General features: G+C 57.2%; 13 protein-coding genes. All 13 read left to right on the forward strand.

Features of this window, described 5'->3' with window-relative positions:
- The first annotated feature begins 5 nt into the window (after positions 1–5).
- On the forward strand, positions 6–869 hold the full coding sequence (locus IPH10_02915; protein MBK6909874.1) for a hypothetical protein: 864 nt from the start codon (positions 6–8) through the stop codon (positions 867–869).
- On the forward strand, positions 866–1849 hold the full coding sequence (locus IPH10_02920) for a VWA domain-containing protein (protein ID MBK6909875.1): 984 nt from the start codon (positions 866–868) through the stop codon (positions 1847–1849). Before IPH10_02915 ends, IPH10_02920 begins: the two co-directional genes overlap by 4 nt.
- Entirely contained in the window at positions 1846–2892 is a 1047-nt protein-coding gene (locus tag IPH10_02925) for a VWA domain-containing protein (GenBank protein ID MBK6909876.1), read from the forward strand. The genes IPH10_02920 and IPH10_02925 overlap by 4 nt, the downstream gene beginning before the upstream one ends.
- Positions 2889–3665 (forward strand): tetratricopeptide repeat protein, encoded by a 777-nt coding sequence (locus tag IPH10_02930; protein MBK6909877.1) that lies wholly within the window; start codon positions 2889–2891, stop codon positions 3663–3665. Before IPH10_02925 ends, IPH10_02930 begins: the two co-directional genes overlap by 4 nt.
- Positions 3665–5431: a protein BatD gene (locus tag IPH10_02935; GenBank protein MBK6909878.1), complete on the forward strand. Its 1767-nt coding sequence runs from the start codon at positions 3665–3667 to the stop codon at positions 5429–5431. Before IPH10_02930 ends, IPH10_02935 begins: the two co-directional genes overlap by 1 nt.
- A complete protein-coding gene (locus IPH10_02940) occupies positions 5428–6162 on the forward strand; it encodes a tetratricopeptide repeat protein (protein ID MBK6909879.1) in 735 nt (244 codons plus the stop codon). Before IPH10_02935 ends, IPH10_02940 begins: the two co-directional genes overlap by 4 nt.
- Before the next feature lie 28 nt (positions 6163–6190).
- Positions 6191–6742 (forward strand): SPOR domain-containing protein, encoded by a 552-nt coding sequence (locus tag IPH10_02945; GenBank protein MBK6909880.1) that lies wholly within the window; start codon positions 6191–6193, stop codon positions 6740–6742.
- 83 nt (positions 6743–6825) lie between these two features.
- Positions 6826–7875 carry a glycosyltransferase gene (locus IPH10_02950; protein MBK6909881.1) on the forward strand — a complete coding sequence of 350 codons (1050 nt, stop codon included), beginning with the start codon at positions 6826–6828 and terminating at the stop codon, positions 7873–7875.
- Complete coding sequence (locus IPH10_02955; GenBank protein MBK6909882.1) at positions 7865–10792, forward strand: DUF2723 domain-containing protein; 2928 nt, start codon at positions 7865–7867, stop codon at positions 10790–10792. The genes IPH10_02950 and IPH10_02955 overlap by 11 nt, the downstream gene beginning before the upstream one ends.
- A 37-nt stretch (positions 10793–10829) precedes the next feature.
- Positions 10830–11573 carry a hypothetical protein gene (locus IPH10_02960; protein ID MBK6909883.1) on the forward strand — a complete coding sequence of 248 codons (744 nt, stop codon included), beginning with the start codon at positions 10830–10832 and terminating at the stop codon, positions 11571–11573.
- 90 nt (positions 11574–11663) lie between these two features.
- Entirely contained in the window at positions 11664–12125 is a 462-nt protein-coding gene (gene purE, locus IPH10_02965; protein ID MBK6909884.1) for a 5-(carboxyamino)imidazole ribonucleotide mutase, read from the forward strand.
- Positions 12122–12835 carry a polyprenol monophosphomannose synthase gene (locus IPH10_02970; protein ID MBK6909885.1) on the forward strand — a complete coding sequence of 238 codons (714 nt, stop codon included), beginning with the start codon at positions 12122–12124 and terminating at the stop codon, positions 12833–12835. Before purE ends, IPH10_02970 begins: the two co-directional genes overlap by 4 nt.
- A complete protein-coding gene (locus IPH10_02975; protein MBK6909886.1) occupies positions 12836–13696 on the forward strand; it encodes a glycosyltransferase family 2 protein in 861 nt (286 codons plus the stop codon).
- Positions 13697–13702 lie beyond the last annotated feature (6 nt).

Raw genomic sequence — 13702 nt, forward strand, 5'->3', positions numbered from 1 at the left:
TACACATGTTGCCGCTCGTTCTGGTCATCGCCAGCATTGCGGGTGAATTACGAATCGGCGATCCGATTCATTTCCAGCTTGACCTGCCCGCCGCAGACAGCGTGCTGGTCGTCGAGCCCGCGGGTCTCCCGGTGCGTGTGCTGCCGATTAAGCCGCACTTGTACGCCAAGGGCGGCACTTTGGAGTTCGCGATGGCAGCCTATGATACAGGCTCGATTGCCATTCCACCGCTGGCCGTTCTGGTCTTCAGAGCCGGTGAGGTCACGGACACGGTGTGGACCGACGCGCGTTTGGTTGCCGTCGTTCCAACATTAGCCGATACTGCGACGGCACCGTTGCCGATCAAACCCTATGAGCAGCATCCGTTTCGACTGGTGGACGCGATTCGCGAATACTGGCCATGGGTGCTCGGCGCCTTGTGCATCGCCGCTTTGGTTTATCTTTATCGCAGATATCGCAAACGCCCGGTCGAAGGTTTGGACGCCGTTCCGGTTCCGGTTGTGCCGCCTGCCGAACTTGCCGTGCGCGAGTTGATTGTACTGCGTGACAAGCGTTACCCCGAGCGCGGGATGATCAAGGAGCAGTACAGTGAATTTTCCGAGATCATGCGCCGCTATGTCGAGGGGCGTTTTGCCTTCCCTGCGCTGGAAATGACCACGTATGAGCTGGCCAATGAATTCCGCCGCGCAGAAATGCCGACACTGTTTGCTGACGAACTGTTACCGCTGCTGCGCACCGCCGATCTCGTGAAGTTCGCGAAAGAGATCCCGACATTGGCAGCGGCTACCGCCCTGGTCGAGACGGGTTTCACCGTTGTCGAACGCACGAAACCTGAACCCGCAGGAATTCCGGAGGCCGCCGCGAAATGACGTTTGCGCATCCGGAATTCTTCTGGCTCCTCCTGCTTTTTCCTGCGCTGGCTTACGTGCATTTCTTTCGCGAAAGCAAACGTGTCACGGACTTCCGCTTCCCGACGTTGGCCCACGTGCAGGCCATGGGCAAGACCGCGCGAGTGCGCTTGCGGCATGTCCCGTTCCTGGTCAGGCTTGTTGGTCTGGCTTTGCTGATTGTCGCACTCGCTCGTCCACAGAGCTTTGACAGCGAGAGCAAGCGATCCATCGAGGGCATTGACATCATACTGTGTATTGACATCTCGACCTCGATGGATGCCGAAGACCTGAAGCCCGACCGCCTCGAAGCGGCTAAAAAAGTCGCGGCGGACTTTGTGGAGAGCCGGGAACACGACCGTATCGGCATTGTTCCCTTTGCCGCGCAGAGCTTCACGCAAGTACCGCTCACAACGGATCATCAGGTCGTTCTGAGTCTGCTCAGCCAGATTCAGATGCGCATGGTCGAAGACGGCACCGCAATCGGCATGGCCCTCGCTACGTCGGCGAACCGGCTGCGGGAATCGGACGCAAAATCCAAAGTCATCATCCTGTTAACCGACGGGCAGAACAATCGCGGCGAGATCGATCCGCTGACGGCAGCGCAAGCGGCGCAAGCCCTCAATATTCGTATCTACACGATTGGAGTGGGCACTCACGGGACCGCGCCGTATCCCGTTGAAACAGTCTTTGGCAAACGGTACCAGAATGTCCCCGTTTCCATTGATGAGGATATGCTCAAAGAGATCGCGAATTCTACAGGCGGTCGCTATTACCGCGCCACGGATGAGGCGAGTCTTGCGCATATCTACTCGGAGATTGATCGTCTCGAACGCACCAAAATCCAGGTAGAGGAATACAAAGAGACGGCCGAGCTGTATGGGCCGTGGCTGGCGTCCGCGTTGCTGTGTTTGGCGTTGGAAGCGCTGCTCAGCTTAACCTGGTTCAGGAAGCTGCCGTGATTAGATTCGAGTATCCACTCGTGTTGTGGTTATTGCTCCTGCTGCCTGTGGCTTTGGCGGCGTGGACCTGGATGATCGTGCGCGCGAGAAGTTTGACGCACGGCATCGTGCCGCAAGGACTTGTTGATCGTGTGGCTTACGGCCAGAGTCCTGCACGCAAATGGTGGCGCATGGGCTTGTGGCTCGTCGCCGCCGCGCTGCTCCTTGTGGCCCTGGCGCGCCCGCAGGTGGGCACGCGACTGGAAGAGGTGAAGCGCGAAGGCGTAGACGTTCTGATCGCTGTGGATATCTCGAATAGCATGCTGAGCGAGGATTTTTCACCGTCGCGGCTTGAAAGCGCAAAATTCTCGATTCAGAAACTTGTCAACGGGCTTAAGGGTGATCGGGTTGGACTCATCGCGTTTGCCGGGAGCGCAATCTACCATTGTCCGCTGACCACGGATTACGGCGCGGTGAAGCTGCTGAATCGAGTAATGTCGCCGGCGATTGTATCCGAACAGGGTACGGCTCTCGCTGAGGCGATTGATAAGGCCACGCAGGCGTTTAGCGAACAGGAAGACTCGAAGAGCAAAGTGCTCGTGATTATTACCGACGGCGAAGATCATGAAGAGGCCGCGCTGGACGCTGCGAAAGAGGCGCACGACGCGGGCATCGCGATCTACACCGTGGGAATGGGGACACCGGGCGGAGCGCCGATACCGCTGTTTGACCCGGCGGGCCGGTCGGCAGGCTACAAGAAAGATGCGAATGGTCAGGTTATCGTCACGCGGCTGAACGAAGAACTGCTCGCGGAAGTTGCGGATGCCGGCGGCGGCCAATACGTGAGGGCGACTCCGGGCGGCAAAGAGCTGGAACTAATCTGGAACGATATCGCGCAAATGGAAAAGACTGAATTCGGCTCGATGCAATTCACAGGATACGAAGACCGGTACGCGTATTTTGCGTTGCCAGCGCTGTTGCTGTTGATGCTGGAATTTCTGATCGGTGAACGAGCGGGGCAATTCGCGGGATTTGCGATTCGCCGGGGAAGGGGCAGTTCGTGAGAATTCTGATCTTTATGCTGTGCGCAAGCTATGCTGTGGCGGCGCTGCCGTCGCGGGAAGTTGCCAAAGGCAATGAGGCCGCGCAAGCGGGCCGACTCGACCAGGCGCAGTACCATTACGTGAAGGCGCTCGAGAGTCACGCGGACACTTCCGTTGTCATGTACAACCTTGGTAACGCGTTGTATGGCGCCGGCGAATACGAGCGAGCGAAGCAGCTCTACGGCGCGGCGCTTGACAGTACTCGAACGGATGAGCAGTTGGCCCGGACGTTTTATAACATGGGTAATGCGGGGTTTCAAGCACAGAAGTTTGATGAAGCCATCGCTTCTTACATCGAGGCGCTGCGCCACGATCCGCAGGACGACGACGCGCGGCAGAATCTGGAGTTGGCGCTCAGGATGAAACGCGAGTCCGAGCAACAACAGCAGCAACAACAGCAGGACCAGCAACAGGATCAGCAGAAGCAAGATCAGAATCAGCAGCAAGACGATCAGAAGAACGATCAGAAGAACGATCAGCAGCAGGATCAACAGCAACAGGATCAGCAGAAGCAGGATTCGTTGCAGCAGAACCAACAGAATCAGCAACAACAGGACCAGCAACAGCCACAACAGCAGGAGCCACAGCAACAGAGTCAGGGTCAGCAACAGCAGATGACCAAGGAAGAGGCTGAGCAGCTCCTGAACGCGCTCCTGCAGAACGAGCAAAATACTCTCGAACAGGTCCGCAAGGTCAAGGGTGACAAGCGCAAGAAGAAGTCGAGGGACTGGTGATGCTGCGCGCGCTTCTGCTGCTCATGGTGTTGGTTCAATTTGCCGTGGCGCAAGTCAAGGTGACGGCTACGGCCAATCGGACGATTCTCCCGGCGGGCGAGATGGTTGAAGTGACTATCGCAGTGGAGGGCGCCGCGACCGGCGTGCCCACCCCACAGCTTTCGGACGTCACCAACCTTGATCTGGTTGGTGGTCCATCCACGTCCACGCAGACGAGTATCGTGAATGGCCGCGTGACTTCGCAGAAGAGTTATACGTATTTCTTTCGCGCAAAAGCCGCGGGCACAGCAATTGTTGGGCCGATTTCACTTAACATCAAGGGCAAACCGTATACGACCTCGCCGCTCAGTCTGACCATCACGCCTACTGGACAGAAAGGGCGGACCGGCGAGCGCGAAGAGGTCTTCATCCAGGTTATCCCGGACAAACGGCAGGCTTATGTTGGCGAGCAGATCGTTTTGACGTATAAACTGTTCTTTTCGACCACAATTTACGCACCCGAGTTCAAGGAGCTGCCGAAGTCCACCGGTTTTTGGACTGAAGAATTTGACATGCCGTCGCAGCTTGTTCCGCGTGATGAGGTCGTAGACGGATCAAACTACAAGTCTGTCGTGATCCGCAAAGTCGCCGTGTTTGCCGCAACAGCAGGCGAGTTGACGATTGAGCCGCTGACCGCAGTGGTGCAAGTGGAACGCCGTGCGAACCAGCGCGGGCGCTCGAACGATCCGTTTAACGACCCATTCTTCAACTTTGGCCGCCGACGAGAGCAGGTTGAAGTTACGTGCCGCCAGCTTTCGCTGGACATTAAACCGCTGCCGGAAGTCGGCCGCCCGGCAGGTGAAGTGGCTGTGGGGAACTATTCAATTACCGCAAAGCTCGACAAAGTGCAGGCTGCAACGAACGATGCTGTTACGTTGACTGTACAGGTGCGCGGGGCGGGGAATATCAAGATGCTCCCCTCGCCGAGAGTCACGATTCCACCGGACTTCGAAGCGTTCGACCCCAAAGTGACCGATCAGCTCAAGCGCGGTCCCGACAAGATTAGCGGGACCAAGACGCTGGAGTACGTTCTCATTCCGCGAGTCGCGGGAGCTCAGGCAATTCCGGCGATTGAGTTGCCCTACTTCGATTTGGCGAACGAAAAGTACGGCGTGGCCCGGACACAGGAGTTAACTTTGAGCGTGGTGCGCGGTACGGGCAGCGGTTCGGCCGGTGCGTTGCCATTTGCGGGCAAGCGCGAGGTGCAATCCGTTGGCCAGGATATCGCGTATGTCAAGAATTCCGTCGGCACGCTCGCGCCAGTTGGCGAATTGCCGCATCAGTCCATGGCCTTCTGGCTCGGGCTATCGGGGCCGTGGCTGATTCTTGCCGGTGTGCTTTTCGCGGTACGTCGCCAGGAACAGGTGAGCCGGACCTTGTCGGGGCGGCGCCGGAGAATCTTGCGCAGTGTCCGGCTTGAGCTTGATGCGGCCGACAAGGCTAACCAACAGGGCAAGACAGAAGTTGTGACGCGCACATTGGAGAATGTCGTGCGGTCCGTGGCGATGGAATGGACAGGATTACATACAGCAACCGCTACGGCGCAGGAGTGGGAAGCCGAGTGGAACGCGCGCGGACTTCCGAGCGAACAGTGGACCGTATTGTCTGGAGCGCTGACGCTCAGTGAACGGAATCGTTACGCCGGTGGGGCATTGAGCAGGAGCGATTTGACGGACCTGATCGCGAAGTTGCGAACGGTCACGCAGGAATTGGAAGGTGTCCAATGATCCGCGTGGTCGCCGCCGTACTGCTCACGATGCTGTCCTGCTTTGCGAATCCCGATTTCGAGCGCGGGCTGCAGGCTTACAACCAGAGCGATTGGGACGGTGCGATTGAAGCATGGGAGACTATCGTCGCTCAAGGCGAGTCGAGTGCCGAACTGGAATTCAATCTGGGCAACGCATATTTCCGGCAGGAACGCGTGGACCGCGCGATCCTGCACTACGAGCGCGCGTTGAAACTGGCGCCGGGTGATAGCGACGCGCGGCGGAACTTGCTCATGGCCAATCGCGCGATTGTTGACCAGATCACGGAGGTTCCGCGGCTGGAGATTTTGCAGTCGCTGGAAAATGCGCGTGACGCGATGTCGCCCAAGAGTCTGAATACCATGCTGCTGCTGTTTAACGGACTGCTGGCGTTATGCGTTGGAGCCATGCTCTATGCTTCGGGCAGTGTGCGAGATACCTTGCGGCGCAGCAGCGTGTTGATTGCCGGTCTGGCTGTGGTTAGCTTACTTTGGTATGGCTGGCGCAGCGCATCCGCGGCACGACAAGAAGCCATCGTGATGACTGAGAAGAGTGACGTGCATTCGAGTCCAACGGACGATTCCACACAGTTGTTCTCGTTGCATGCGGGCACGAAGGTTGGCTTGGGCGAAACCCTGTCGGGTTGGACTGAGATTACGCTGGCCGACGGCCGCAAAGGTTGGATTCCGGCTGATGAGATCGAACGGATCTAAGCAAATTGCCTATTGTTGGTTACTGATTATGCTATGCGGAGGCTGCGCGGCATCCGGTACGGGCGCGAGAACGATGCGCGGCGGCATGGCGAACGACTCGACCGATTTCGGTATGCCGCTCGACCCGTGGACGTTGGGGCCGGATGTGTTTGCACAAACAAAGCGTGTTGTGGAAGACGAGTCTCGGGCGGATAGCGCTGAGGCGCAGATAGGATCGGCGCCCGTGCCATCGCTGCCCGCAGACCAATCGGCGGCCGCAGCAAAAGTCGTGGTCGTGACGGCGGATACTGTAGCACCCGCCAGCGAGTCAACATTGCCGGTGGACATTGCGGATGATGTTCCCAACCAACCGGCACGATTCACGGTGCAGCTGGGCACGTTCCTGGATCGGCAACGCGCCCAGGAGTTCTATGATCGGGCGGCGGACCAACTTGGACTGTCTGGCGTGATTCTGACTGATTGGCCGTTTTTCCGTCTGCGATTCGGCAGCTACTCCACACGCGAGTCCGCCGATTCTCTCCATCAAGTTGCGATGACACGCGGGTTCTACGATGCCCGCGTGTTGCGTTTGACCCATTGACCAAAGGAAACTGGTCCAGAAGTTAGCTTGACAATCCCTCGGATATTCCGTATTTTCTTACATTTCCCGCCTAATGGGGGCAGATGACCCCGCGCCCGCTGGTCTCCATCATCATCCTGAATTACAATGGGTTGAAGTTCCTACCGCGGTGCCTGTCCAGTCTGGCGGCCACCGAGTATGCCCCAACGGAACTCATTGTAGCTGACAACGGCTCAACGGACGGTAGTCTGGACTACCTCCGCACCGAGTACCCACAGGTCAAGATTATTGAGTTTGGAGCCAACTGGGGCTACAGCGGAGCGTACAACCGCGCGATTCCGCAAGTCAGCGGTAAGTACTGCGTTCTATTGAATTTCGATGTTGAGGTCGAGCCCAACTGGCTGTCCAGTTCGATTGAAATCCTGGAACAGGATCCGAAAATCGCTGCCGCACAGCCGAAGCTCAAACAGTACCAAAATCACACGTTGTTCGAATACTCGGGTGGTGCTGGTGGATACCTCGATGCTTATGGTTTTCCGTTTGTGCGCGGTAGGATCTTCGATACCATCGAGGAAGACCGCGGACAATACGAAGACGTGCGGGAAATCTTCTGGGCAACGGGTGCGGCGCTGGTCGTGCGCACGGATGCCTATGCCAAGGCCGGCGGTCTTGACGAAGATTTCTTTATGCACATGGAAGAGCTGGACTTGTGCTGGCGCTTGTGGTTGACCGGACACAAGATCGTGGTTGCACCGCAGGGCACCGTCTATCATTGGGCCGGTGCGGCGCTGTCCGCGGACCGCATCCGCAAAATGTATTTGAATCATCGTAACAGCCTGGCCATGCTGATCAAGAATTACAGCATGGGCAGATTGCTGCGCAGATTACCGGTGAGAATTCTGCTGGACTGGATCGCACTGGCGGTTTCACCCTTGAAGGGCGAACCGAAGCGCTCGGTGGCGATCGTATGGGCACATTGCCATTGTCTGCTCACGTTGCCGCACTTGCTGCGTAAGCGCGCCAAAGTGCAGCGCATTCGCCAGGTGGATGACGCCGCGCTGGACCACGTGATCCTGCCGCTGAGCATCGTGCGCCGCTATCATTTTGAGAAACAAACGACCTTCAGTCAAATCATAGGTACCCGTGAGATTTAGTACCAAGTGGTGGTTCGCCGCCGCTGTCTTCGTTGCATCACTGCTCGTGTATTCCGCCACCATGGCTGACTCCGTGTCGTTCTGGGATTGCGGTGAATTCTCCGCCTGCTCATACACGCTATCAGTGCCGCATCCGCCGGGCTCGCCGCTGTTCTTGCTGGTCGGCCGTGTGTTTTCGATGGTTCCGATTTCTTCGGATATCGCGGTCCGCGTGACCTGGATGTCCGTACTGTCGAGCGCCTTCGCGATCCTGCTCGCGTTCCTCATCATTGTGCGGCTCATCCGCATCTTCCGCGGTCCTGAAGAAGACGAGTTAGCGCAGTGGCTGGTGTACGGCGGCGCCATGGTGGGTTCGCTGACGCTGGCGTTTTCCTACTCAATGTGGTTCAATGCGGTCGAGTCGGAAGTATACGCCATGAGTCAGTTGCTGACGCATCTGGTCGTGTGGCTGATACTCGTCTGGCACGAAAAGGCGGACGAACCGGGCAATGAACGCTGGCTGCTGCTCATCGGCTATGTCGTCGGATTGGCCACCGGTGTCCACCTACTGATGATATTGGCGATTCCCGCGCTGGCGCTGGTGATGTATTTCCGCCGCCGGTCATTCGACAGCAAGAGCTTTGCCGGTATGGTGATGATTACGGGTGCGGTGTTCATCATGGTATACCCGGGCGTCGTGAAATGGCTGCCAGCACTGGCGGCCAAGACCGAAAGCCTGTTTTCACCGTTCATCGTTGTGTTAGCGCTGGGCGGCGTCTTCTGGTGGGCCATCAAGAATAGCCACGGCATTATCGGAACGGTCGTCGCGGGTGTGCTGTTGATAATCATCGGCTACTCGACCTATACGATGATCTATATCCGGTCGGGATTGAATCCGCCGATTGACGAGAACGATCCTGAAACGCCGGCGGCATTCCTGAGTTACCTGAACCGCGAACAGTATGGCGACCGGGCAATGTTCCCGCGCATGTGGAAGGGGAATCCCAACTACTCGAGCGAATGGGACTACTTCTGGGATTATCAGGTTAACAAGATGTTCAACCGCTACCTGCTCTGGCAGTTTGTGGGCCGGGAAGGCGCCCCAAGCCAGGAGTTCCAGGACGCAGGGGTTGAACCGAATTATTCGATTCTCAGCATTCTGGGCGGACAACCGTCGGGAATTGTACGCTGGCTCGCGATTCTGACATGCGCGCCGTTGCTACTGGGTTTCTTTGGGTTCTTTCACCAGTACGGTAAGGATAAGACCGGCTGGCTCGTCGTAGCGACGATCTTTTTCATGACGGGTTACGCGATCATCCTGTACCTGAATCAGGACGATCCGCAGCCGCGCGAACGTGACTATTCCTACGTCGGGGCGTTCTTTGCCTTTGCACTGTGGATTGGTTTCGGCGCCTACGCGGTTATGGATTGGGCGGCCAAGAAATTACAGAACTCGAAGGCGGCGGTCATCGGTGTGCTGGCAGGCCTGCTCATTTTGAGCCCGGGTATCATGCTGGCGCGTAACTACACGATGAACGACCGTTCGGACAATTACGTCGCGTTTGACTACAGTTACAATATGCTGATGTCGTGCGCACCGGGCGGTATTCTGTTTACGAACGGTGATAACGATACCTTCCCTGTGTGGTACCTGCAAGAGGTCGCCGGTGTCCGCAAGGACGTCAGACTCGTCAACTTGAGTCTGTTGAACACGGGTTGGTACATCAAACAGTTGCGGGATCGGGAACCGAAAGTTCCCATCTCCTTCAACGACGCGTTTATTGATCGGTACGTGGACGGGCAGGATGCGCAGGCGCTGTTGTCGCGCTACTGGCCGGTCGAAAAGCACAAGGTCGAGCTGAATACTCGCGAAGGGAAAATGTCGTGGGACGTGCCCGGCGCGATGTACGTGCCCTACAAGCAGGGTGAGCCACGGGACCCGAACTTCCTGCGCGTGCAGGATCAGATGATTCTGGACATCCTGCGGACTAACGCGGATCCCGCCAAGACACCGAATCCGAAGGATGTGTACTTTGCGGTGACCGTGGCGAACTCGAACATGATTGGCTTGCGGGACTACCTGCTGATGGAAGGGCTTGTCTTCCGCGTAACGCCGCAAGGCCGCCGCGGTATTGACGCGGAAAAGATCAAGACGCACCTTTTGCATACGTTTGAAGGGCATTTCCGCGGTATTGACGATCCCGGCGTACACTTTGATGACAACGTGTCCAAGTTGCTGCAGAATTATCGTTCGGCGTTCTTGCAGTTGTCCTATCAGTATCGCTCGCAGCCTGATCCGGCTGGATTTGTTCCGCAGACTTATAGTTCGCTGGATGACCAGATCGCGAATTTTGATAAACTGTCCAACCGAGACAAGGGTTTGGCCCTGATGAAGCGGATGGATCAGCTTATTCCCGAAACAGTACGGCCGATTTCCAATGTTGAATTGTCGCTCCAGATAGGCCGGATGTTCGCGGACCTTGGTGATCTTGAAGAACTGCGCAAGCGGTTGGATTGGGCCACCGCTCGAAGTGACCTTAGCTTTGACGCCAAGATGCGCGTGGCTGGTGCGTACGGCGGCTCGTTGAAGGATCCCGCCAAAGCCGCAGAGTTCGCACGCGCGGCGCTCGGTGAAACGCCGACGGCGGACCAGCTTTATTCCGCGGGTTCGACCATGTACGGATCCGACGCCTTCGACCTTGCGTCGCAGTATTTCGAGCGGGCGCTTCAAGCGGATCCGCGCAATGGTCAGGCCGTGGGTGGTCTGCTCCAAACGTATGAAAGACTCGGCGATTCGCAGAAGGCGATTACGCTGCTTGAAAACTGGTTGGTGACGACGCCGTCCGACGCGAACGCCCGCCGCCGACTCGAAGATCTGAAACGCCGCGCCGGGCAACGTGATACGACTGCCGCGGCCACTCCTACTACTCCAAACTAAGTAACCTTTAGCAACCTTTGCAATTCGGAGGCATCGCATGAACCGACTAATCGGACTCCTCAGCATCGCAACATTGTTGACACTGTCGGTCACCACCTCGAGCTTCGCGTACGACAGCCCGCGTAAGTACGGTATTCAGATGGGCGGCGGTTTCGGCGTCTATGACATGGGAGATATCAGCCTCGGTACGGACTACCTGCTGGGACTACGTCCGGGCAATTCCGCAAGCACCGCTGACGGCGGACCGATGGGCAACTTTGCCGTGATCTACCGGCCCTCGCGGCACCAGATGTGGGAAATCGGTTATAACCCACTGTTCGACGTCGAGAATTTGGTCGAGAATTCGCGTGGCGATTCTTCGGGGCAGATTCTTATGCATGCTAATGAGTTCTACGCAAAGGCGATGATTGTCACCTACCCGGCAGAGCGTCTAAACCTGAACTTTGGTCTTGGCATCGGCTATTACAACACCGAGTTGCAGATTCAGGATGACTTCACGCGCCGTTTCTATTACGATGCGGTTGGCCGCGGCTGGGGCGCGCTGGGCTCAGTAGGTCTTGAATTGGGTTTGTCCGAGCGTATGGGATTGTACTTGGGCGGCGGTGGTCGTCTGGTGAACACGACGAATTTTACGCATGAGTCTTCGCCCGGCGTGCGCTCGGCGGTGTCCGTGCTCGGCGGCAGCCGCCCGTTTGAAGTGAACTTGACCGGCGGCTACGGCCAACTTGGTTTGCGGTTCTACTTCGACAAAGTCACGAAGCCGATTGACTTCAATCGCTAAAACACTCAATTTCCGTCTTGAAAACTGACCATCCTGGCCATTAGGCAGGGTGGTCTTTTTCCTAAATATACCCGAAGTCTGATTTTAAACATGGCTACGGACATCCTAATTCTGCTCGGATCGGAAAGCGACAAGGAACAGTTCGACGATACCGCCCGATATGCCGATTATTTTGGCATCACGTGGGAGCTGGAAGTTATCTCGGCGCATCGCAATCCGCAGAAGTTAGTTACCCGCCTCAAACACGCTGAAGAGACCGGCACGGAGGTGCTGATCGCCTGCGCAGGCATGGCGGCCCACCTTGCGGGGGCCTGCGCCGCGCACTCGGTATTACCGGTCATCGGTGTACCCGGTGCGGGCTCGACATTGGGCGGGCTCGACGCGTTGTTGTCTACAGTACAAATGCCGGCCGGCGTACCCGTGGCGACCGTTGCCATTGGCAAAGCGGGCGCGCGTAACGCCGTCATTCTTGCCGCGCAAATTCTGGCGGTCAAGCGGCCCGAAATTCGAACGAAGCTGCGTGAATTCAAAGCGCAAGGCGCCCGACTTTGAAAGCACTTGTTGTCATACCGACTTACAATGAGAAAGAAGGCATCGAGGCGATCACGCGAGCGGTGCTCGATCAGCAATTGGGATTGGATATCTTGATTGTTGATGACAATTCGCCTGATGGCACGGCCGAGATCGTCAAGCGCATGCAAACGAATGAGCCGCATCTTCATTTGATGCAGCGCGCAGGCAAACTCGGACTTGGTACGGCCTATGTAGCGGGGTTCCGTTTCGCCATCGAACGCGGGTATGACGCCGTGTTCGAGATGGACGCGGACTTCTCGCACGACCCCTTGGTCCTACCGCAATTTCTTGAGCAAATCAAGGAGCATGATTTCGTCCTCGGTTCGCGTTATGTGAACGGAATCTCCGTGGTGAACTGGCCGTTGTCGCGCTTGATGCTGAGCTATTTCGCGTCATACTACACGCGCTGCATCACAGGCATGCCGATTAAGGACCCGACCGGCGGCTTCAAGTGTTTCCGCACGAAGGTATTGGAGGCGATTGACCTGAGCCAAGTCCGCTCGAACGGCTACAGTTTCCAAATTGAGATGAATTTCAAGGCTTGGAAGAAAGGTTTCAAGTACATTGAAATTCCGATCATTTTTGTGGACCGCCGGGCCGGGCATTCCAAGATGTCAAAGGCGATTATCCGTGAAGCGGTTTGGATGGTTTGGAAGTTGCGCTTCAAGTCGTTGTTTGGCCGCTTGTAGATGAACGCCCGCCGCTGCGTAACCGCCGTGGTGGTGACCTACAACTCCGCGGAAACGATCGCGCGGTGCGTTATGTCGCTGCATGATACCGCGCCCGCGTGGATTGATCGCGTCATTGTCGTTGACAACTCGTCATCGGACAACACGGTAAGTGTCCTGAAGGCGTTAGACGGCGACCTGACGATTCTGACGAACGAACGGAATTTTGGTTTTGGCGCGGCATGCAATCGCGGCGCCCGCGGCGCGGCCACGGATTACCTGCTGTTCTTGAACCCGGACGCGGCGCTGGAACCGAATTGTCTTGCTGAACTCGTTCGATTTCTGGATGCTCGCGAAGCCGCGTCGTGCTGCGGTCCGCGAATCCAAGACGAAACCGGCCGCCCCGACCCTGCGGCGCGACGTGGTTTCCCGACCCCGTGGAACGCGCTGGGCCGGTTGTTCTTCGTGGAAAAACTGTTCCCGCGCAGCCGCTGGTTTGCCAGTTATTCCATGCCGTGGCTCGGGTATGAACGAGAAGTGCGCGTGGACACGATACTGGGCGCGTGCATGCTGGTCCGGCGGAGCGCATTCGACCGCATTAGTGGATTCGACGAAGACTATTTTCTCTTTGGCGAAGACATTGATTTGTGCAAGCGCTTCAGCGACCTAAAGCTGGAGTCGTGGTTCGTACCGACTGCACGACTGCTGCACCGCGGCGGTCATAGTATGAAGTCGGAGACGCGCGTGGCACGGCGCGAATTCTATCGTGCCATGCGAATATATATGTCGAAGCACTGGCGCGATTTGCCGACTCCGGCATACAGGTTAATAGAGATGGGAATTGGATTGCGCGCCTTAGTGGACCGCTTAATTGGTCATTAGCGGCGC

The organism is bacterium, assembly GCA_016702305.1.
In the GTDB taxonomy this organism is placed as follows: domain Bacteria; phylum Electryoneota; class RPQS01; order RPQS01; family RPQS01; genus JABWCQ01.